The 22,875-nt window shown below is 63.7% G+C and carries 12 protein-coding genes and 1 pseudogene; 7 read left to right on the top strand and 6 right to left on the bottom strand.

Annotated features, from left to right (window positions below; translation table 11 throughout):
* Positions 1 to 251 precede the first annotated feature (251 nt).
* Positions 252 to 4,925: a MupA/Atu3671 family FMN-dependent luciferase-like monooxygenase gene (locus tag F812_RS0102400; RefSeq protein WP_020084360.1), complete on the top strand. Its 4,674-nt coding sequence runs from the start codon at positions 252 to 254 to the stop codon at positions 4,923 to 4,925.
* The gene (locus F812_RS22250; RefSeq protein WP_020084359.1) at positions 4,922 to 5,578 is read left to right on the top strand and encodes a 4'-phosphopantetheinyl transferase family protein; all 657 of its coding nucleotides are present in this window, start codon (positions 4,922 to 4,924) and stop codon (positions 5,576 to 5,578) included. The genes F812_RS0102400 and F812_RS22250 overlap by 4 nt, the downstream gene beginning before the upstream one ends.
* Before the next feature lie 64 nt (positions 5,579 to 5,642).
* On the opposite strand, the gene F812_RS0102390 is transcribed toward F812_RS22250, so the two are convergent.
* Entirely contained in the window at positions 5,643 to 12,134 is a 6,492-nt protein-coding gene (locus tag F812_RS0102390; RefSeq protein ID WP_020084358.1) for a type I polyketide synthase, read from the bottom strand.
* A 536-nt stretch (positions 12,135 to 12,670) separates the two neighbouring features.
* Between F812_RS0102390 and F812_RS0102385 the strand changes: the two genes are divergently transcribed.
* A complete protein-coding gene (locus F812_RS0102385) occupies positions 12,671 to 13,420 on the top strand; it encodes a WecB/TagA/CpsF family glycosyltransferase (RefSeq protein WP_026867790.1) in 750 nt (249 codons plus the stop codon).
* 61 nt (positions 13,421 to 13,481) lie between these two features.
* Here the strand turns inward: F812_RS0102385 and F812_RS0102380 are convergent, their stop codons facing one another.
* The 5 genes and pseudogenes from F812_RS0102380 to rfbC all read right to left on the bottom strand — a co-directional run bounded on the left by F812_RS0102380 (position 13,482) and on the right by rfbC (position 18,705).
* Entirely contained in the window at positions 13,482 to 14,948 is a 1,467-nt protein-coding gene (locus tag F812_RS0102380; RefSeq protein ID WP_083929033.1) for an undecaprenyl-phosphate glucose phosphotransferase, read from the bottom strand.
* 330 nt (positions 14,949 to 15,278) lie between these two features.
* Positions 15,279 to 16,151 (bottom strand): glucose-1-phosphate thymidylyltransferase RfbA, encoded by an 873-nt coding sequence (gene rfbA / locus F812_RS0102375; RefSeq protein ID WP_020084355.1) that lies wholly within the window; start codon positions 16,149 to 16,151, stop codon positions 15,279 to 15,281.
* Between the two features lie 32 nt (positions 16,152 to 16,183).
* Positions 16,184 to 17,061, bottom strand: a pseudogene (gene rfbD / locus F812_RS22245) (dTDP-4-dehydrorhamnose reductase).
* A 5-nt stretch (positions 17,062 to 17,066) separates the two neighbouring features.
* Positions 17,067 to 18,125, bottom strand: a complete 1,059-nt coding sequence (gene rfbB / locus F812_RS0102365; RefSeq protein WP_020084354.1) for a dTDP-glucose 4,6-dehydratase — start codon at positions 18,123 to 18,125, stop codon at positions 17,067 to 17,069.
* 13 nt (positions 18,126 to 18,138) lie between these two features.
* Complete coding sequence (gene rfbC / locus F812_RS0102360) at positions 18,139 to 18,705, bottom strand: dTDP-4-dehydrorhamnose 3,5-epimerase (RefSeq protein WP_020084353.1); 567 nt, start codon at positions 18,703 to 18,705, stop codon at positions 18,139 to 18,141.
* A gap of 272 nt (positions 18,706 to 18,977) precedes the next feature.
* On the opposite strand from rfbC, the gene F812_RS22240 reads away from it, so the two are divergent.
* From F812_RS22240 to F812_RS0102340, 4 genes are all read left to right on the top strand, one after another.
* A complete protein-coding gene (locus F812_RS22240) occupies positions 18,978 to 19,538 on the top strand; it encodes a flavin reductase family protein (RefSeq protein WP_083929032.1) in 561 nt (186 codons plus the stop codon).
* A 43-nt stretch (positions 19,539 to 19,581) separates the two neighbouring features.
* Positions 19,582 to 20,919: a glycosyltransferase gene (locus F812_RS0102350; protein ID WP_020084351.1), complete on the top strand. Its 1,338-nt coding sequence runs from the start codon at positions 19,582 to 19,584 to the stop codon at positions 20,917 to 20,919.
* 137 nt (positions 20,920 to 21,056) lie between these two features.
* Positions 21,057 to 22,097: a glycosyltransferase family 2 protein gene (locus tag F812_RS0102345; RefSeq protein WP_245257625.1), complete on the top strand. Its 1,041-nt coding sequence runs from the start codon at positions 21,057 to 21,059 to the stop codon at positions 22,095 to 22,097.
* 7 nt (positions 22,098 to 22,104) lie between these two features.
* Positions 22,105 to 22,872 carry a tyrosine-protein kinase family protein gene (locus F812_RS0102340; RefSeq protein ID WP_020084349.1) on the top strand — a complete coding sequence of 256 codons (768 nt, stop codon included), beginning with the start codon at positions 22,105 to 22,107 and terminating at the stop codon, positions 22,870 to 22,872.
* The last annotated feature ends 3 nt before the right edge of the window (positions 22,873 to 22,875 follow it).

Below are 22,875 nucleotides of genomic sequence, written 5' to 3'. Positions count from 1 at the left end.
CCGTTAACCATCACTCTATCCGCCCACGGAAGTGAAGGGGGTTTCCGCGCTAGAATCCAGAAAATTGTTCGCTTTCACCATGTGCTCGGGCTCGTCTGACGGATGGTGGCAAAGAAGCTAAGATGCGCCCAAACGGGAACCAGAGGGATGCGGACCAAGGCACTGAAAACAGTGACCTTTCTTGACGCGTGCCGCCTCCCGTCAATTCCAGGGCGGTCTCCGAACCTACGTCGTATTTCTATAGGGCTGACATGACGCAAGCCGCAGCAAAGAAGATTGCGTGTGTGGTGATGGGCGATGAATCGCTCCTCGTCCAATGCGGAGAGGCGCTGCGAGAGCGGCAGCACAAGATCGAAGCGGTCGTTACGGCCAACGATCAGGTCGCGTCCTGGGCCAAAGGGCACGGCATCCCGACCCTGGCGCCCGGCGCCAGCCTCGAGCAGGATCTCGCGCCCTACACCTACGACTGGTTCTTCAGCATCGCCAATCTCCGGCTCATCCCCAAGGGTGTCTGGCAGCGCGCGCGTGAAGGCTCGGCGAACTTCCATGATGGCCCTCTGCCTCGCTACGCAGGCCTCAACACGCCGGTCTGGGCCATCCTGGCCGGAGAGACCGGCTACGGCGTCACCTGGCACGCACTGTCGGAGGGGATCGACGAGGGCGCGATCTACGCCGAGCGCGCCTTCGAGATCAGCGACGATGACACAGCGCTCACGCTGAATACGAAGTGCTTCGAAGCTGGCATTGCCTCGTTCTCCGAGCTGATCGAGAAGATCGAGAGCGGAAGCCTCGAAGGCCGCCCGCAATCCTTCGGCGAGCGCCTCTACTTCGGGAAGACAAAACGCCCCGAAGCCGCCGCCACCCTAGACTTCCGCCAGTCGGTCAGCCAGATCGGACGTCTTCAGCGCGCGCTCTCCTTCGGCCAGCGCTACGCAAACCCGCTCTGCCTGCCCAAGATCAGAACCGCATCCGGCGCCTACGCCGTGACCGATCTCGAAATCGACACGACGAGCGTCGCGGCGCGCCCAGGAACGGTGATCGATGTCGACAAGAGCGGCGCCACCCTCGCCGCAGCCGACGGCAGCGTGCGTATCAAGGCACTCCGCGACAGCGCGGGTGAGGCTGTCGATCCCAGCGCGGTTCTCGCCAAGGGCGAGGTGATCCGCCCGCTCGACGCAGACGAAAGCATCCGGCTCACGGAGCTGACGCACGAGCTGGCGAAGAACGAGAGCTATTTCCGCGATCGCCTCACGGAGGCGCGCGATCCCGATCTCAACGGCGTGCTGCCGAAAGACGACGGCGCGATCCCCGCGTATGAGACCATCCAGCTTCCCCTGCCCGAGACCTGGGAGGCGGAGCGGACTGTCTCGGCGCTTGCCGCATTTTTTGCGCGCACAGGCAACCAGTCCCGCTTCCGGATCGCCCTCGTCGGCGACCGCCTCGCCGCGGACAGCGCTACGTTCGCGGGCTATATCGCACCGGCCGTCCCTCTGACTCTCGAGGTCGCATCGGACACGACGACAGCTTCTCTCTCCACCTCCGTCGCAAAGGAGCTGGCCGAAGCCCGCCGCCGCCGCGGCTATGCCGGAGATCTCGTTAACTGCAATCCAAAGCTTTCTCCCGGCCGCGCCACGGTCGCAATTCGACTGACGGGCGGATCCACCAGCTCGGAGCCTCTCCCGGGAAGCATCCTCACTTTCGTCATTCCGCCCAGCGCACACGCCATTGACGTTCTCGCTGACACGGCTCGTCTGCCGCGCACCGCTCTCGATGCGATCTCACGTCAGATCCAGGCGGTTTTCTCGGCGTTAGCGAGCAAGAGCGCACCCGAAAAGGTCGCGGATCTTCCGCTCATGTCGGACGCGGAAGTCGAAACCCTGCTCGTCGGCCGCAACCAGACGGGCCGCCCCTACGACCGCACCGCACTCGTGCATCGCCTGATCGAACAGCAAGCAGCGCGCACGCCCGACGCGACAGCCCTCATCTGCGAGGATGAGAAACTGACCTACCGCGATCTCGATGCACGAGCCAACCGCGTTGCAGAGACGCTCGTTTCCCTCGGCGTGAAGCCGGATACGCTCGTCGGCCTCTACGTACACCGGTCGTGCGACCTCGTCGTCGGCGCGCTCGCGATCCTCAAGGCAGGCGGCGCGTACGTTCCGCTCGATCCCATCTATCCGAAGGACCGCATCGCCCTCATGATCGAGGACAGCGGCCTCTCCATCGTCCTCACGGAGAAGGGCCTCCAGCCGCCGGTTGGCACCAGCGCCGTCCATGTGCTGTCGGTCGAGGAGGCAGCTTCCAAGGCGAGCGCCGCCGCATCGGCCCCGCAGACCGAAACAACCTCCGCGAACCTCGCCTATGTGATCTACACCTCTGGATCGACCGGGCGTCCCAAGGGCGTGATGGTCGAGCACAGGAACGTCGTGAACTTCTTCGCCGGAATGGACGATCGCATTCCGCGCGCGGCAGACACGCAGCCCGTTTGGCTGGCTGTAACCAGCCTCTCGTTCGACATCTCGGTGCTCGAGCTGTTCTGGACGCTGGCCAACGGCTTTGCGGTTGTCGTCCACACGAGCCAGCAACGGGCCGCCACGACCGCGAAGCGGCGGCAAGGCGCCCACGCACCTATGGATTTCAGCCTCTACTTCTGGGGCAACGACGATGGAGCGGGGCCGCGGAAATATCAGCTCCTGCTCAAGGGCGCGCGCTATGCCGACACACGCGGCTTCCGCGCCGTGTGGACACCGGAGCGGCACTTCCACGCCTTCGGCGGCCCCTACCCCAACCCGTCAGTAACCGGTGCGGCCGTCGCGGCCGTCACCCGCAACCTCGACATCCGCGCCGGCAGTTGCGTGCTGCCGCTGCATCACCCCGCGCGCGTGGCCGAGGAATGGGCGGTCATCGACAACATCAGCAACGGCCGCGCGGGCATCGCGTTCGCGTCGGGCTGGATGCCCGAGGACTTCCTGCTGCGCCCGGAAAACGCGCCGCCCAACAACAAGAGCGCCATGCTGCGCGACATCGACGCCGTGCGACGTCTCTGGCGCGGCGAGGCCGTGCAGTTCGACGCTCCCGGCGGCAAGCAGGTGAACGTGCTCACCCAGCCTCGCCCGGTCAGCAAGGAGCTGCCGATCTGGGTGACGACGGCCGGCAATCCGGACACCTACCGCGAAGCAGCCCGCCTCGGCGCCAATGTGCTCACACATCTTCTCGGCCAATCCATCGACGAGGTCGCGGACAAGATCCGCATCTACCGTGAAACGCTCGCCGAGACCGGACGCAATCCAGCCGATTACACCGTCACGCTGATGCTGCACACCTTGATCGGGCACGACAGGGAAGAAGTGCGCGCGGCCGCCCGTGAGCCGATGAAGGCTTATCTCAGAAGCGCAGCGGCGCTGATAAAGCAGTATGCCTGGGCCTTCCCCGCCTTCAAGAAGCCCAAGGGCGTCACACAGCCCATGGACATCGATCTCCAGACCCTCGATCCCGAGGAGGTCGATGCCATCATCGAGTTCGCGTTCCTGCGCTACTTTGACGATAGCGGCCTCTTCGGCACCTTCGACGACGCCATGGCGCGCACCGAGCAGCTCAAGGCGATCGGCGTCAACGAGATTGCGTGCCTCATCGACTTCGGCGTCTCGACGGAAGTGGCTCTGCAGGCACTGGAGCCTCTCGCCGAAGTCGTGGGCGCGGTTCACGCCCAGGGCAACTCCATCGTCGACATGGGCGAGCACGGCAGCCTCGCCGCCCTCGTGCGCCGCCACGGCGTTACCCATATGCAGTGCACGCCGTCCATGGCCGCCATGATCCTCATGAGCGACGAGGATCGCGCCGCGCTTCAGTCCATCCGCCACCTGTTCATCGGCGGCGAAGCGCTTCAGCCTGCGCTCCTCAACGACCTGAGGAAAACCACCGCCGCCACGGTCGAGAACATGTACGGCCCCACCGAAACCACCATCTGGTCCTCGACGGGACCGGCCACCGCTGCGGGCAGCGGCGCCGTGCCGCTCGGAACGCCCATCGCCAACACGCAGCTCTACATTCTCGACGACGCGCGCCGGCTCGTTCCGCCGGGCGTCCCGGGCGAGCTCCACATCGGCGGCGACGGCGTCACCCGCGGCTATCTCGGCCGTGACGACCTCACCCGCGAGCGCTTCCTCGAAAATCCGTTCGTCCCAGGCGAGCGCGTCTATCGCACGGGCGATCTCGTGCGCATCGGCGAGGATGGCGAGATACACTTCCTCGGCCGCGCGGATCATCAGGTCAAGGTGCGCGGCTATCGCATCGAGCTCGGTGAGATCGAAGCGCGTATCGGTCTCCACCCCGCCGTCGCCGAAGCAGTTGTAATGGCGAGAGAGGACGAAGCGAACGACGTGCGCATCGTCGCGTACGTGCGCTACGAGCGCGAGCCCGTGCCGGATGCGGAATTGAAGGCTCACGTGCGTCATGCGCTACCGGACTTCATGGTGCCGGCGCACTTCGTCACCATGCAATCGTTCCCGCTGACCCCTAACGCGAAAGTGGACCGCAAGGCTCTGCCCCGCCCCGAGGAAGCCTGCCGCACGAAGGCTCCCGTCGAGTACATCGCCCCGACGAACGACTTGCAGCTCCGCCTGTCGGATGCCTTCAAGAAGCTGCTCGGCGTGGAACGGGTCGGTGCGTTCGACAACTTCTTCACGCTTGGCGGCCACTCGCTGCTGGCCGTCCAGCTTCACCGCGACCTCAAGGCCAGCATCGCGCCCGAGCTCACCATCACCGACATCTATCGCTTCCCGACAGTGGCCGGTCTTGCGGGACACATCCAGGATCGCGGACAGGCCGGAAAGCACCTGAGCCAGGTTGCTGATCGCGCCGCCGCACGTCGCCAGGCCATGCTGGGACGCCGGGCCGTGCCGGAGCGGACACGCGGCGTATCGTGAGCATCTTCGCGGGCCTCCTCGACCCACGCATCGCGATCGTCGAACGTGCGATCGGGGACGGCCTCGCCGCATCCTTTCCCGAGGAGCAAGCAGCCGTCGCCCCTGCTGTGGCGAAGCGCAGGCGTGAGTTTCTGGCAGGGCGAAATGCAGCCCATGACGCGCTTGCAAAGCTCGGCGCTCCTAGAAAGCCCCTTCTCCCAGGCCCCGATCGAATGCCGCTCTGGCCGGCAGGCTACGTCGGCAGCATCACGCACACGGATTGCCATTGCGCCGTGGCGGTCGGGCGCGCGGACGACGGTGTGCGCGCCATTGGCATCGACCTGGAACCGGCCGAGACGTTGCCTCCAGGCGTCCTGGAAACGATCGGCCGGGCCGAGGAAATTGCGTGGCTGCAATCGGCCGCGCGAAACGAGCGAGATCTCCTCGCCCGCGCCCTCTTCAGCGCCAAGGAATGCACGTTCAAGTGCCAGTTCCCGGTGACGCGGGAAATGCTCGAATTCGAAGACCTCTCAATCGAGATCGATCTCCGCGCGGAGACTTTCAAGGCCACATTCGAGCGCGACGCCGGCGAGTTTCCGCGCGGCCACACCGCCCGCGGCCGCATACGCGTGGCCAACGGCCTACTCGCGAGCGCCATAGCTCTCTATTGCTGAATCTGTGTTGCTGAAGCAGGGGTGAGGCACCGCCGCACGTGAATGCGGCGGTGACGTCTGTTCGCTACTCGGCCGCGATCTGCTGAACCGTCCGGCTCCGGTCGGCCCGCATCAGCTCCTGGCGGAGGTGGCTCGCCAGAACGCGCACGTTCGGCTCAAGAACCATGCTGTCGTGATCGCCCGGAACCTCGTGGATCGCGAGGTCCGCAACGAAAGGCGACCATCCATTGTCTGCACGCAGCAGGCTGCGCTCGTGATTGAGCTCGCGCCCGCCGGTCACCCGGTAGGCGACCTGCAGCTTCGGACGCATCAACAGAACGGACCCGTCGTAGGCCGCACCTTGATAGCGCGAAAGCGCACGGCGGAAGGCAGCCTCGATCTCCTCGTTGTGGAACTGCTCGGCAGACTTGGGCTGCACGCCGGCACGCGCCTGCGCCTTCCGCTGCTCCCACTCAATGCGGCGGCGCACCCAGTTGCTGAAGAAGGAGAGACCTTCCTTCTCGACATCCTGCATCTTCATCATCAAGCGGTCCTGCGCGGAGAGCACGGGGTTCGCCGGATAGGGCGTATCGAGCAGAACGACGATCGCGGCCTCTTCTCCAGCGGCCCGAAGCTGCTGCGCCATCTCGTAGGCCACGAGCCCGCCACCCGAGAACCCGCCGAGCAGATAGGGACCATGCGGCTGCACGGTGCGAACTTCCGCAAGATAGTCTCGCGCCATCTCCTCGAACGTCTCGTGCGGCGCCTGACCGCCGTAGATGCCCCGCGCCTGGAGGCCGTAAACGGGACGGTCTGCCCCGATCTGCACTGCCAGATGCCGCAGGTTGAGAATGTTGCCGAACATGCCCGCGCACAGGAAGAACGGCGTGCGCCGGGGATCCTTGCCGCTGTCCATCCGCACCAGGTGCAGCAGGCGCGGCCGCTCGAGGGCAGTGACAGTCGCTCCTGCATCCGCACCGGCATCGCTCTGAGGCTTCACGCCACTCTGCTCGATGAGGGCTGCGCACTGCGCGATCGTCGGGGCCTCGAACAGCACCGAAATCGGGAACTCGACGGAGAACGCCTTCTTGATCATGCGGAACAGGCGAACCGCGATCAGCGAATGCCCGCCGAGATCGAAGAAGCTGTCGTGAATGCCGATCTTCTTCACGCCGAGGAGCTCGGTCCAGAAGCCCGCGAGCGCCTTCTCGATATCCGTGCCGGGCTCGACGAAATCGACACCAAGATCCGGCCGTTCGAACGTCGTAGAAGATGCCGCCGCCTGAACCTCGGCCCGCGCGGCAGCCCGCTGCAGCGCCGGAAGATCCATCGAGCTCACGATCACCTGCGGCTTACCGGAGCCGACTGCGCGCAAAAGCGCTTCGAACCCTTCACCCGGAAGAATGCCTTGATCGACTTGGGCGGCAAGCCGCGCCAGTGCGGGCGAGAGCTCCGCCGTATCGCTTCCCTTGGAAGCCTCGGCCGTCTTCGCCTCACCTTCGTTCGAGAGCGACGCCGAGAGATCGGTTCCAGCCGCGAGCTTCTTGATCGTGAAGCCTTCGACCTCGATCACCACACGCCCCTCGGCGTCGGCAATCGTGACGTCGAACGTCGCGTAGCCCGGTCCCAGATCCTTCGACGTGTTGAGGCGGGCGTGGCTCCAGATCTTGGCAGGCAGCGCCCCGTTGATGCAGAGCTTGCCGTACGTCATCGGCACCCACAGGCCCGCCGCCGGCGAATAGCCGTCGATCAGGTTCATGGCGTAACCCGTCGCGATGTCCAGCAAGGCAGGATGAACCAGATAGCCGTGATCGAGATCGGTGACGAAATCGTCAGACAGTGCAAGCTGAGCCAGCGCCTCGCCACGCCCGAACGAGGCCGAGCGCAGCACCTGCCAGCGCGCACCGAACCTCAGGTGATCTTCCTGCGCCGAACGATGCGGCTTGTCACCCGCGACAAGCGCTTTCGTCTCGCAGGCAGCCCCGATCCTGGCGGCATCGATAACGCGTCGCTTGGAGGAAGGCGCGATCCTCACGATAGCTTCCGCGTGACGCACGAGCGCTGCTCCGGGCTGCTCGCTGTCGATCGCGATCCGATAGCCGTCTGCCTCCGGTGTGAGCGTGACGCGCGCTGTGCGCGGTTCGTCGTCGGGAACGTGCAAGGGCCTGAGGAACGTCAGATCCTCGATCTCGAACGGCCCTTCGATCCGCTGCTCGGAGAGGGCTTCCGCGATCAGCTCGATGTAGCCTGTGCCCGGCCAGATGGCATGGCCGCTCTTAAGGCGATGCTCGTTCAGCACCCAATGGCGCGTGCTGTCGAGACGCGCCTCGAGCCATTCTTCTTTGTCCGATACGCGCACGCGCCGGTCGAACAAGGGCCCAAGCGCCGCTTCCACAACCGGCGCGGCATCTTGCTGCTCGGCCTGCGCAATGGCGCGCGCCGCCAGACCGACATCCTTCCACACGCCCCAATGCACGGCGATCGTGCGAACGCTGGACCCCACACGGCTTTCCGCAAACGCGTTGAGGAACGCGTTGGCCGCCACATAGTCGACCTGACCGGCCGGAGCCGTATCGGTGCTCGTCGACGAGAACAGCACCATCACGTCGAGCGGTTCTTTCTTGAGCACCTCGGCAAGCACCAGCGTGCCGAGGATCTTGGGCGCGAAAACGTCCTCAATGTCGGAGAGAGCCTTGAGGGCGATCAGATCGTCCTTCACGACGCCGGCCGTGTGCAGCACGCCGTTGAGACGGCCAAAACGGGCTTTCGCCGTCTCGACGACGGCGCGCATCGCCTCCGAATTGGTGATGTCGGCCTGCGCCACGGCCACCTCGCCGCCCGCAGCTTCGATCCTGCGAACCGCGGCAATGGCACGGCCGATGCGGTCGTTCTCGCCGTAAGCGGCCAGATAGCCATCCCACTCCGCGCTGTCGGGCAGCGCAGTGCGCGCCACCAGCACGAGCCGAGCCTTGAAACGCCGCGCCAGATCCTCGGCGCAAGCCGTTGCAAGCTCACCGAGGCCGCCCGTGATCAGATAGACGCCGCGCTCGCGGAACACGGCCTCGCCTTCCCCGGCCTTGTCGAGAGAAAGCGGCTCCTGACTCTGTGTCCAGCGCCGGCCTTTCCGGTAGCAGACGATCTCGTTGCAGGGCTCCGCCAGGATGTCGTCCCAGATGCGATCCGCCGCCGAGACTTCCGCGCCCTGCGCATCCAAAGCGGCGGCAAGGCGTTTCACCAGCAGCGCACGCTGACGCCGCACGAACGTCTCACGTCCGCCGGTGGCGAGCGGAATATCGATCACCCGCACGGACACATTGGGCATCTCGCGGGGAAGCACCTGCGCGGGACCCAGCACCGTCGCCTTGTCGGGATAGGCAAGGCACTCGTTGCCGATGCGCTGCATGCCGTTGGTCAGAACCGTGATGTGGGTCGGAAGCGTATGGCCGGCATCAGACAGCGCCTGCCCCAGGAAGAACAAGCTGTAGAAGCCCCGCTCCTGATTGCGATGGAAGAAGCTCGATCCCGGACGGAAGCTCTCGTCGTGCGTCGCCAGCCAAAGATGCACGATCCGCTGCGGGACGCCGCCCGCGCCCGTGAGATCCTTCACGAGCGCGTCATAGCCGTCGCGACCCTGCTCCGGGCAGAGCACATAGTCGCCCGCTGCCGTAACGCCGAAGGCATCACCCAAGGTGACCGTGCGCACCGTATGGCCGAGTTCACGAAGCCGGGCGACGAGCCCCGCGCCAATACCGCCATCGTCCAGGAACACAAGCCACGACGACGCCTCCTGTTCCGCATCGAGCCGCACATTCGGCGAAGATTGCTTCCAAACCGGTTGCCATCCCCAATTCGCCATGTCGGCGATCTTGGCAGGCGAAGCGTCCTCCTGCGCTGCGCCGCTGGCCGCGATCCGCTCTAGGAAATAGCTCTGATGCTGGAACGCATAGGTCGGGAGATTGACCCGCTGGGGATCCGCCCCTTCCGAAAGTTTCTCGAGCGGCACCGCCACGCCAACCGCCCACGCACGCCCAAGCGCCGTGAGGAAATGCAGATTGTCATCGATCGCCTCCTCCGAATGAGGAAGGCTGTTGATCACCTGATTGGCCGGAATGCCTTGCGCTTTGGCCAGCGAACCGAGCACACGGCCGGGCCCGACCTCGATGTAAACGCGCGACGGTTGCGCAGCGAGCAGCGCCATGCCGTCGCCGAACCGCACCGTGGAGCGCAGGTGCTTCGTCCAGTAGGCGGGATCGCGGGCTTCGGCCGCCGTCAGCCAGGTACCGGTCAGGTTGGACACGATCGGGATCGTGGGCGCGGACAAAGGCGTCGAGCGCAGAAAATCCTGGAAGCGCTCGAGGATCGGCGCCAGCATCCGCGAATGAGCCGCGATGTCGATCGGAATACGGCTTGCCTCGATTCCTTCAGCGACGAGCACCTGACGGAAAGCATCAAGGGCGTCGTTCGAGCCCGACACGACGCAAAGCTCGGGCGCATTGATGGAGGCAACATCGAGATCGGCGGGCAGCCGCGCCTTCAGCGCCTCGGCGGGAAGCGCCACGCTCAGCATTCCGCCGGGCGGAACCTCGTCGAACAGTTCGCCGCGCAACCGCACGAGCTTCACCGCTCGCTCGAAACTCAGCACGCCGGCAACGCACGCCGCCGCGTTCTCGCCCATCGAATGGCCGATGAGCGCTGCGGGCTTCACGCCCCAACTCATCCAGAGGCGCGCCAGCGCAACCTCCACGATGAGAATGGCCGGAAGCTGAAGCGAGGGCCGCAGAAGCCGTTCCACCGCGTCGGCCGCCTCCGCACCCTGCGGAAGCCAGATGTCCCGGATCTCTTGCGCGGCAGGTGCCGGAAGATAGGAGAGCCCTTCGTCGACGACGCGCCGGAACGCGGGTTCGTCACGATAGAGAGCACGCGCCATATGCGGATACTGCGCTCCGCCGCCCGGAAACAGGAACACGGCCTCGGCCGTTCCCTCGACGGGCGTGTGTGTAAACACGCGATGCGTGTCCGGTTGAGCAAGCAGCGCCATCGCATCCGCCCGGTCAGCGACGGCAGCCACCCTGCGATGCTCGAAATGCCGCCGCCCGTTGAGCAGCGTGTGGGCCACGTCCTCCAGCCCGAGATCCGGATTGGCTTCGAGATGCTTCGCGAGCCGCTTACCGGCCTCGTCGAGCGCCTTGCGGCTCTTGGCCGTGAGAACCAGAACCTGCGGGCCTGCATCCGCGCGCGCGGCAGGCACCTTCCGCAGAGGCGCCTCCTCGACGATCACATGCGCGTTCGTCCCGCCGACACCGAGGGAGTTGATGCCCGCGCGGCGCGGGGCGCCAGTGGACGTCCAGGGCGTCAGCCGGTCGTTCACAACAAACGGGCTGGCGGCGAAATTTATGGCCGGATTGGGCTTCTCGAACCCGAGTGTCGGCGGGATTTCCCCGTGCTTCACGGAGAGAACGGCCTTGATGAGACTGACGACACCTGCCGCGGTATCGAGATGCCCGATGTTGGATTTCACCGAGCCGACCCGGCAGAAGCCGGTCTTGTCGGTCGTCTGGCGGAACGCCTGAGTGAGAGCTTCGATCTCGATCGGGTCGCCGAGATACGTCCCCGTGCCGTGGCACTCCACATAACCGATGGAGCTCGCCTCGAGACCCGCCAGCGCCTGCGCTTCGACGATGGCCTCGGCCTGCCCCGTGACGCTTGGGGCGAGATAGCCCGCCTTGCTTGCGCCGTCGTTGTTGATCGCCGTCGCCTTGATCACGGCATGGATGGGATCGCCGTCAGCGAGCGCATCCGCCAGCCGCCGCAGCACGACGACACCCGTGCCGCTTCCGAACACGGTTCCGGAGGCCCGATGGTCGAAGGCCCGGCAATGACCGTCCGTCGAAAGGATCTCGCCATCCTGGAAAAGATAGCCCCGCCCTTGCGGAAGCTCGATAGTGACGCCACCCGCGAGCGCCATCTCGCATTCGCCGCTGAGCAGGCTCTGGCAGGCATAATGCACGGCGACGAGCGATGTCGAGCACGCCGTCTGCACGTTCACGCTCGGCCCATGCAGATCGAAAAGATAGGACGCGCGCGTCGCGAGGAAGTCTTTGTCGTTGCCGGTGTGACGAAGCAGGAACATGCCCGTCTTGTCGACCAGGGCGCGATGGCTGCAGACGTTGAAATAGAAATAGCTGCCCATGCCGCAGCCGGCGAACACCCCGACAGGGCCCGCGATGCGCTCTGGCGTGCGCGTCGAATCCTCCAGCGCTTCCCACGCGCATTCCAGAAACTGGCGATGCTGCGGGTCCATGATCGCCGCTTCCTTCGGGCTGAACCCAAAGAACTCGGCATCGAAGCCTTCGAAACCGCGAAGCTCCGCGGTCCGGGGGACATAATTCTTACGGCGAAGATTGTCCGGGCTCTCGCCAGCCTGCAGCAGTTGCTCCGGCGTTCGGGTCTCGATGGACTCCACACCTTCCCGGAGATTGTGCCAAAACTCCTCGACTGAACGGGCACCGGGTACGCGCAGCGCCATCCCAACGATCGCGATGTCGCTTTGGGACGCCCCGCTCTCACTCTCGGACATACTTGCCTCGTCTCAACTCAATTGGCCGGGCGCCTTGCCGGATACGACCGCACAGAAACGGCAAAGCACCAATTTCGGGCTCGGCTGCAGGAAGCGCGCCAGATTTCACCCGTTCGCATCAGATCAATAAAAGTCGCACAAAAAACGGATTTGGATATTGATGCAAAGCACCTATTCCCTTTTTAAAGCATTCCCGCCCGAGATGATATTAATTGAATACGACAAGCTATCCAAAAAGACAGACTGCAGATCGACGAAGAGCGGCTATGGTTAACAGCGCGAAAGCCATCACGGCGTACACCGCAGATGGAAATCCCGCTTAAGCCACAGTTTTATGACAGAAAAACGAGGTCGGCGTCCGCACAGCGAGGCTCGGCCGTGCCTACCCGCCCGAGGTAAATCCGAGCAATTTTCAGGATAAAAAATTAACCAATCAAATAAACCATATTTTACCTTCGCCGCAAAAGGAGGAACACTGCGCATGCTATAGAGGCGTCGCCAGATCGAAGCGATCAGATAATGCGGACGTTTCCTGCGTGCACAGCGATCCATTTCTAGTCGAAGGTGTAAATGTCGAGACACTCTCCCTGGGAGATGCGTCTTCACGCGTCTGCGAGGAGGTGGGCTCGGGGAAATCCTTCTCGGTCTTCACCCTCAATCTCGACCACATCGTAAAACTGCGCTGCAACAAGGCGTTCCGCGCTGCTTACGACAGGGCACGCATCGTTTTGGCGGACGGGTTTCCCATCGTTCTCGCTGGCCGCCTTCAAGGACGGCACCTGTCCCGCACGACGGGGGCGGACCTGATCGAGCCTCTCTGCGCGGAAGCGAGCCGCCGTGGCCTACCGGTGCTGCTGTTCGGCTCCACGTTCGACTCTCTTGCCGGATCGGCGCGCCATCTCAAGAAAGACCATCCCGGCCTCACCATCGCCGGTGTGTACTCTCCGCCCCACGGCATTGATGTCCTCTCCGGAGAGGCCAACGAAGGCATCGAGTTCATCAAGAGCTCCGGCGCCAAAATCTGTTTCGTTGCCCTCGGCGCACCGAAGCAGGAGATTTTTGCCGACCGGTGCGCCCAGGAAGTGGAAGGCGTTTCGTTCATATGCATCGGCGCAGGATTGGATTTCCTCGCCGGCCATCAACGCCGCGCCCCGAAGGTGTTCCAAACCCTCGGCTGCGAGTGGCTGTGGCGCATGGCGCTCAATCCGCGCCGCCTCGCACGCCGTTACCTCGAATGCCTGTACGTATTTCCGGGCGTTCTGCTGGGCGGATTGGCCCGCCGCTGAGGTCTGGCTCCCAGCCAACGCAAATCCCACGTCAGCTATAGCTTGAACTAACGGCGCGTCCTCAGTACGCGCCGCGGAACAGCACGAACACCGTGCGCGTGATGATCTCGATATCGAGCCAGATCGACCAGTTGTCGATGTAATAGAGATCGTGCTGCATGCGGCTGCGGATATCCTCGGTCGTCTTCGTCTCGCCTCGGAACCCATGCACCTGCGCCCATCCGGTCAAACCGGGACGCACCCGGCGGCGGCGGGAGAAGAGATCGAGCTTCTGCTCGAAGAGCTGATCATGCGCCAGCGCATGGGGGCGCGGCCCCACGATCGACATGTCGCCAGTGAGAACGTTGAGGAGCTGCGGAAGCTCGTCAATGCTCGTACGCCTTAGAATACGGCCCATTCGCGTCACACGGGGATCATCGCGCTCGGCTTGCTTGACCGTCGGGCCATCCTCCGTCACCGCCATGGTGCGGAACTTGAAGATCCGGAAGATGCTGTTGTTCTGGCCATAGCGGCGTTGCCGGAAGAAGACCGGGCCGGGGCTGTCGATCTTGATGGCGAGCGCCACCACCGCGAGCAGCGGGGCGAGCACGATCAGGCCGACCAGCGCAACCGCGTAGTCCAGCATCGACTTCAGGAGCACGTTGCTCTCGGAAAGCGGCACCAGGTTCACGACGTTGGTCCTGAGCGGACCGAAATTCCGCGAGCCGTGGACGACCACCGGATAAGGATCGAGTTCGGTGCACAGCAAAAGCTCAGTCGAGTACGACGCCAGCCCGTTCACCGCCGTTTGAATCCGGGCCGTATCCTGGGCCGGCAAGCCGATGAAAACGGTGTCGAACTCGTTGCGCTCGATCGCGTCCTTGAGCTCCGCGAGGCCACCGTCGAGAGGCAGATCCGAGCTGCCGATCGCGGCGGGCTTGGCGAGATACACGCCCTCGACCACCACTGATTGCTCGGAGTTTTCGATCTGATCCTTCATGGCGGTGATAAACTCGAGCGTGCCGAAGATGGCCACCCGCCGACGGAGCTGACCGGTCGCAACCATATGGCGCACGCGCCGCATCGCAGCCACACGCACCGTGACGAGAGCCACGGCGCTGAGCGCGAACCAGGTCAGGAACCAGCCGCGCGAATACCCTTCAGCGCTCTTGAAGATGTAGAGAATGCCCAAGAGGACGAGGAGCGACATCGCGAGCGCCCCCCAGAGCTTCCCGTAGCCGACGACGCGATCGACCAGAACATTGGGCTCGTACAGCCCCGCCTGCTTCATAAATAGGTAAAGCGTGACAGAGAGCAGAGGCGCGGGCGCGAGATAGGGAAGCAGGCCCTGATCCTGGTCAAGAAACAGATCGATGTAGAGAAACTTGGCAACCGCAGCCGCCAGGATGACCGAGAGCCCTTCGGCAATCGCACAGGCCGTTATGCAGTTCTCGAACTTGGACAGAACTCCAGATCGAGCACTATCCACCCGCGCGAGCTGCCGAGCCCTCGCCGACACGGGCTCAACGTGCACGTTACTCTCAGCCATAACTGTCCCGACCACGCGCGCGCAATTCTAATTCTTTGGCCGTCGCGCTCGAAAATAAGCATGCGCAGACGTGCTCCATCGCCCCGGTCCAGCGCGCCATACCGTAAAATTTCAGGCTTGGATGCGTGGATAATATTTCGTTACATCAACGTTTTGGAAAGGATAAACAAATAAATTGGTTAACGTTGCTGATCCACCGTAAAGGCGGAACGGGCACGCCAACGGGGTCAACTCCATCAGCTGACTGATATTTTCGGAGGCAGAGGGCCGAGTTATAAATCAGTCATCTGACTGACAGGTGTCGAATGAAAGCGCGCTTCCCGGCGACGCTCAGCTCTGTGATGTGAGCAGCCGCGAGAGATACTGTCCGTATGCGCTCTTTCCATGCCGCACCGCAGCGGCTTCGAGTTGCGCCCCGTCGATGAAACGCATCCGCCACGCCACTTCCTCCGGACACGCGATCTTGAAGCCTTGCCGCTTCTCAAGCGTGCGAACGAACTCCGCAGCCTCGATCAGGCTGTCGGGCGTCCCGGTATCGAGCCACGCATAGCCTCGTCCCATCAACTCGACCGAAAGCGTGCCGCTGTCGAGGTAGGCGCGGTTCATGTCCGTGATCTCGAGCTCGCCCCGCGCGGACGGCTTGAGCCCCACTGCGATGTGAGGCGCCTTCTCGTCGTAGAAATAGAGGCCCGTCACGGCCCAGTTGGATTTGGGCTTCACCGGCTTCTCCTCGATGGAGACCGCCTTCATGCCCTGATCGAACTCGACGACGCCGTAACGCTCGGGATCGGTGACATGGTAGGCGAAAACCGTCGCGCCGCTCTGCCGGCCAACCGCCACCTTCAATAGCTCCGGCAGTCCGTGACCGTAGTAGATGTTGTCGCCCAGGATTAGGCAAGAGCGCTGCCCGGCAACGAAATCCGCGCCGATGATATAGGCCTGCGCAAGTCCTTCGGGATGAGGCTGCTCGGCATAGGTGAGCGAGATTCCCCATTGTGATCCGTCACCGAGCAGACGCTGAAAGTTCGGCAGGTCATGCGGCGTAGAGATCAAAAGAATGTCCCGGATCCCGGCCAGCATCAGCGTGGTCAGCGGATAGTAGACCATCGGCTTGTCGTAGACGGGGAGGAGCTGCTTCGACGTGACGTGCGTCATCGGATGCAGCCGCGTTCCGCTACCGCCCGCCAGAATGATGCCCTTCATGATACCCTCGATGCCATGCCGCGAGATCGTCTTTAGGCGAGCCGCTCGAGCACGCCCGGTAGTGAAGCGCGCCATAGCGGCATGCGATAGCCGTGCAGCGACGCGAGCTTGCCGCTGTCCAGCCGCGAGTTGGCGGGCCGCCGCGCAGGCGTGGGATAGTCGGCGGTCGTGATCTTCTCCACCGTCACAGTCCTGCCCTTTCTCGCCCGCAGCCAATCACAGATCTCGGCCGCAAATTCCGCCCAGGTGGCTTCGCCGCCTGCCCCCATGTGGAACAGCCCACGCAAATCCGCCCGATCGGGTTCGGAGAGCACATTCCGTGCCACGGTCAGAACACCGTCGGCGACGTCGAGCGCGGAGCTCGGCGCGCCCACCTGATCCGAAACGATACGCAGGACGTCCCGCTCCCCCGCCAGCCGAAGGATCGTCTTCGCGAAATTGGCGCCAAACGGGCTGTACACCCACCCGATCCTCAGAACGACAGTGTTGGGGGAAGCAGCAAGCACGGCGTTTTCGCCCGCGAGCTTCGACGCGCCATAGACGCCGAGCGGCGCAGGGATGTGGTCTCGGTCCAGGGGCTATCCTTTGAACCGTCGAACACATAGTCGGTCGAAATATGGATCAGCGGAACGCCAAGTGAGCTCGCAGCCTCCGCCAGCGCCCGTGGCCCCTCCGCGTTCACAGCGTAGGCGAGATCGGGCTCGCTCTCAGCCTTGTCGACCGCGGTGTAAGCCGCGGCGGAGACAATGAGATCCGCCCTCGCAGCGGCCAACAGCGCGCCCACGCGCTCGGGGCTCGCGAGATCGAGCTCCGGCCGGCCGAGGGGCACGATGTCAGCGCCGAACGCAGGCCCGCGTTCCAGAAGCGCCTGAACCACTTGCCCCTTCTTGCCGGTGACGACGATGCGCATGGGAGCTATCCGGCGCCGACAGCAGTGCCGAGCCGCTCGCCGGAATAGACCTTCTCGCGCAGCGGACGCCACCACCAGTCATTATCGAGATACCACAGCACCGTCTTCTCGATGCCGGTGTCGAAGGTTTCCTTAGCGCGCCAGCCAAGCTCGGTTTCCAGCCGTGACGCGTCGATGGCATAGCGGTAGTCGTGCCCGGGGCGGTCCGTCACGAAGCGGATGAGATTGGCATGCGGCTCGCGCGCCGGACGCACCCGATCGAGAATGCCGCAGATCGCCTCCACGACGTCGATGTTCCGCCGCTCGTTGCGCCCGCCCACGTTGTACTTCTCGCCGAGCCGTCCCTTGCCCGCAATCAGGTGCAGGGCGCGGGCGTGATCCTCCACATAGAGCCAATCACGGACGTTCGAGCCGTTTCCGTAGACCGGCAACGGCTTGCCATCGAGCGCGTTCAGGATCGTGAGAGGAATGAGCTTCTCGGGAAAATGATACGGCCCGTAATTGTTGGAGCAGTTGGAGATGATCGCGGGGAAGCCATAGGTGCGGTGCCACGACATGACCAGATGATCGGAAGCGGCTTTCGACGCCGAATAAGGCGAGCTCGGATCGTAGGCCGTTTGCTCGGTGAAGAAGCCGTCCGCCTCGAGCGAGCCGTAGACCTCGTCCGTCGAGACATGAAGGAACCGAAAGCTTGCTTTGCGCGCCTCATCGAGTCCGAGCCAGTAGTGGCGCGCTGCCTCGATCAGAGTGTAGGTGCCGACGATATTCGTCTGGATGAAATCCGCCGAGCCGTCGATGGACCGGTCGACGTGGCTTTCCGCCGCCAGATGGTAGATCCGGTCCGGCTGGAAGTCGTTGAGGGCTGCCGCAACGGCCTGCCGGTCGCAAATATCGGCCCGCAGGAAGCGATGGTTCGGAGCGTGCTCCACCGCACGCAAACTGGCCAGGTTGCCCGCATAAGTGAGCTTGTCGAACGTCAGCACTTCCGCGCCGGCCTCGTTGACGAGATAGCGCACCAGCGCCGACCCGATGAACCCGGCTCCTCCCGTCACCACTATACGCATCTGTCTCTCCGGCTTATTCGAAGTCGCGCGCAAGGTCGTGAAATCTCGGCAGCTTGGCGTCGCGCGGCGAGACCAGCGGCTCCAGCCCCGCCAGCGGCCAGGCAATGTTGAGGTCGGGATCGTCCCACAAAACCCCGCGCTCGTGCTCGGGACTGTAGGTGCTCGTCACCGCGTACCAGACCTCGGTATCCGGAACGAGGGTACAGAAACCGTGCGCAAACCCCGGCGGAATCCAAAGCTGGCTGTCGTCCTCCGAGGAAAGTTTTACCGCCACGTGCTGACCGAAGGTGGGCGAGGAGCGCCGCACGTCGACTGCGACGTCTAGCATCGCACCCTGCGCGCAACGGACAAGCTTTCCTTGAGCGGCCGGCGCGATCTGATAGTGAAGCCCGCGCACCGTGCCCGCAGGACGGGAAAGAGATTGATTGTACTGCACGAACTGCACATCGCCCGCTTGCGACTGAAACAGATCCGCACGAAAAAGCTCGACGAAATGGCCTCTACTGTCGCCATGCCGCTTTGGCGTGATCTTGATCACGTCGGGAATATGGCATCTCTCGAAGATCACCTGATCCGGCATCCTTTGCTCGTCGTATCGCGACCAATGCCTTAATGGTCTCCGCGCTTTCCGTGCAAGAACTGTCCGTTGGTTCGGTTTATGACGCGCCCCGCGCGCCATTGTTGATCCAAAATAAGGCGTTCGCCGCTCTTAACTGTATTGGCGGTTTGAGGTGTATGCTGCAATCGCCTGTTGGCATACTTCGGACGGTCCGTGGTGGCGATCCGACCAATGTCGTCGTAAGGACAGGCGAATAGCGGCCTGATGCAAGGCCAAGGCTTTTCGGAACGTTCATGAGCGCCGAACCAATCGACCGTCATGTGTTTCGCGGACTCATGCGAAACGTACCTGGACAAGTGTCCGTCGTGGCCACCGGCGCACCCGGCAACCGCATGGGCCTGACCGCGAGCGCCGTGTGCTCGCTGACAGATTTGCCGCCGACCGTCATCGTCTGCGTCAATCGCACGGCGGGCGCCCACGACCCGATCATTCGGAACGGCTTCTTCAGCATCAACGCGCTTGCCGTTCATCAGGAGAGCGTCGCGCGCGTCTTTTCGGGCGCCACCCGCGCTTATGGAGAAGCCCGCTTCGAGACCGGCAACTGGTCCCCGGGCGTAACCGGAGCGCCCATTCTGGCCGACGCCGTCTGCCGGCTCGAATGCCGCCTGTCCGAATACAGAACCGCCTCGTCCCACACCGTATTCTTTGGGCAGGTGATCGCAGGATCCGCGTCCGCCGAGGCAAGCCCGCTCCTTTACATGCGCGGCTCGTATGTGGGCTTGGAACAGAGCTTGCAGGATGAGCGGGATCAGGCCCGCAACGAGGTATGTGTCTCGGGCGGGCGTATCAAATAGGGACGCCGCCGTGCCGGGTGCGGAGAGTTTGAGAGTTGCGGTGATGGATCGCGAGACCCCGAGCACCGCCTTTACCGAGAACAAGACCAGCACAGCCGAGCCTCATGCCCGGAGCGCGGCAGCCGCCACGCAACCCGGCGCCGAGCCGCTCCGGATTGCCTATCTCGTCAACCAATACCCCAAGGTCAGCCACACCTTCATCCGCCGGGAGATCCTGGCCGTGGAGCGGCAAGGTATCGCCGTGGAGCGCGTCGCCATTCGCGGATGGGATGCCGAAGTCGTGGATGCCGAGGACATCGCCGAGCAGGCACGCACCCGCTACGCCCTGAAAGGGGGAATGCTGCCACTCCTGAAGGCGTCGTGGCGCACCCTGCTCGCCTCGCCCCGCCAGTTCGCGAACGCCTTGCGCGAAGCCCTGCGCATGTCCTGGGGCGGAGAACGTTCCGCGCCCTATCACCTCATCTATCTCGCCGAGGCCTGTCTCATTCTCGAATGGCTGCGCGAAGCGGACGTCAAGCACGTTCACGCTCACTTCGGAACCAACTCGGCAGAGGTCGCGACACTCGTTCATCTGCTCGGCGGCCCGGCGTACAGCTTCACGGTCCACGGCCCGGACGAGTTCGACAAGGCCCATTGTCTCCACCTCGACAAGAAGATCGGCCACGCAAAGTTCGTCGCGGCCGTGAATTCCTATTGCCGCGCGCAACTCTTCCGCCGCGCCAACCTCACCGACTGGGGAAAGATCAAGATAGTCCATTGCGGGCTGGAGCCTGAATTCCGCGCCACAAGTGAAAGCCCGGAGCCGACCAAAGGCCGCCTGGTATGCGTCGGACGGCTCTGCGAGCAGAAGGGACAACTCGTCCTTCTCGACGCCTTCAGCGAGTTGCGCAAGAGGATCGGCGGATCTCATCTCGTTCTGGCTGGCGACGGCGAGATGCGCCCTGAGATCGAAGCCCGCATCGCAACGCTCGGCCTGTCCGGCGCTGTCACCATTACCGGCTGGATCAGCAGCGCCGCCGTGCGCGACGAGATTCTCGCAGCCGAAGCGCTTGTATTGCCGAGCTTCCAGGAGAGCCTGCCGGTCGTCATCATGGAGGCCATGGCGCTCCGCCGCCCTGTGATCACCACGTACGTCGCGGGCATTCCGGAGCTGGTCATCCCCGGGGAAACCGGCTGGCTCGTGCCGGCCGCAGCCATCACGCCCCTGGTGGACGCCATGGAAGCTTGCCTCACCTCCTCTCCCGAAGCCCTGAAGCGCATGGGAGACGCCGGCTACGCACGTGTCGTTGGACGCCATGACATCGACAAGGAAGCCGAAAAGCTCGCCCGGCTCTTCAAAAGCAACGCGATAGGCCGCGAGATCGAAGAATGGCACTCCTAGACGTCGCCACCGCTGGTCTCTTGCTTGTAGGCATCGTGCTGGCCGTCCCGGTAGCCGTGCTTCTGGTCGAGATCGTCTCCGCCCTTGCCTTTTCGAGCCCGCAGAGACGCCGGGGCGACGCCAAACCCCGCTTGGCCGTGCTGGTGCCCGCGCACGACGAAGCGCTCGTCATCACCGAGACCCTTCTCAATATCCGCGATCAGCTTTCACCCGGCGATCGTCTGCTGGTTGTTGCCGACAACTGCACCGACGCAACCGCCGAGATCGCCGAAAATCTCGGCGCCGAAGTCGTCCGGCGCACGGACACCACACGGCGCGGCAAGAGCTACGCCCTCGATTTCGGCATCCGCCACCTCGCCTCGAACCCTCCCGACGTGGTCATCATCGTGGACGCGGACTGCGCCCTCGACTCCGGCTGCCTCCCGACCATCGGCAAAGAAGCTTACGAGACCGGCCGCCCTGTCCAGGCCCACTACGAGCTGCTTGCGCCCGCCGAAAGCCCGCCGCCGCGCGTCGGCATCGCGGTTTTTGCCGCAAAGGTTAAAAACTATCTTCGCGCCCTCGGATTTTACAATGTTGGCCTGCCCTGCCAGCTCATGGGAACCGGCATGGCATTTCCCTGGGGCGCCTTTTCGAAGGTCGACCTTAATTCCGGCGAGCTCGCCGAAGATTTGGTTCTCGGATTAGACCTCGCCCGGGCCGGAATTCCCCCCATGTTTTGTCCAACGGCGCGCGTCACAAGCCGCTTTCCCGTGAGTGAGGAAGGCAGCCAAACGCAGCGCGCTCGCTGGGAAACCGGCCACCTGACAACCATAGCCCGCCGCGTTCCGCTCTTACTATCTGAAGCCATAACCTCACGAAATTGGCCACTTTTCGCCCTGGCGCTCGATGCTGCTGTGCCGCCGCTTGCGTTGCACGCGATGGCCCTCGCCGTCTTCGGCGTCGCCTCACTAATCTGGGCGCTTCTGACGGGGGTCACGTCCCCCCTGATCCTCGCCGCCGCCATCGCCGCCGCTTTCACGATCGCCGTGGCGCTCGCCTGGCAAAGCGTAGGTAGGGATAACATTACATTAATTGAATTGGCCCGCGCACCCGCTTATGCCATTTCAAAATTATCGCTATATGCTCAAATCTTGAAAGGGAAACACATTTCCTGGATCAGGTCGAAAAGGGACTGAGTGTGGAATGACTATTTTCGAACGCATACCGAACCCTCTCGACGCGACCCAGAAGCTAAGTCAGATCCTCGCAAACCCATCCGCCGATGCCGATACGGCTCCCGTCGAGTCGAAACTGGCGCGCCCGGCTGCCGACGAGGGAGATGCCGCGGCACAGGAGGCCGACAGTTGCGACATGTTCTTCGGTGACCCCACCAGCGCCCGCCGCATGGCGAAGATCATCGCGATTGCCAACACGCAGTCGGCGCACATCATCGGCGTCACCGGCGCACGCCCTGGCGTCGGCGTAACGGTCACCAGCCGCCAGCTCGCAGGAGCAATCTCGAACTTCGGAAGAAAGACGCTTCTCGTCGACCTGAGCGGAGTCGATTTTTCGAGCCTCGGCTCCGCTCACGCCCCCGCAGCCCCGATCACGCTTCTGGACTATGCGTCGGAGATCCGGCCGGGCCTCAGCGTCGTCGATGGCACCGCCGTGCCTCTGCTGCACGAGAAGACGCTTTCCGAGCTTCACCATGCGCTCGATACCGCCTCGCGATCTGGCTACACCATCATCGTCGATCTGCCCCCCGTGCTGCAGAAATCCGGCCAGCCGGTTCCTGCTACAGCCATCTCGGGCGCCGCGTGCGATCTCGTCTTTCTCGTCTGCCTGAGCGGCACCATGCAGCGCAAGGATCTGATCTCGTGCGTGCAAACGTGCGCGATCATGGAATTGAAGGTCGGCGGCCTGATCCTGAACGACTGGAAGCTTCCTGGCAGCAGCATCCTGGAAAGTTGACAC

Origin of the sequence: Hyphomicrobium zavarzinii ATCC 27496 (genome assembly GCF_000383415.1) — a bacterium.
Classification (GTDB): Bacteria; Pseudomonadota; Alphaproteobacteria; order Rhizobiales; family Hyphomicrobiaceae; genus Hyphomicrobium_C; species Hyphomicrobium_C zavarzinii.
This window is presented reverse-complemented; position numbering and strand designations above follow the sequence as displayed.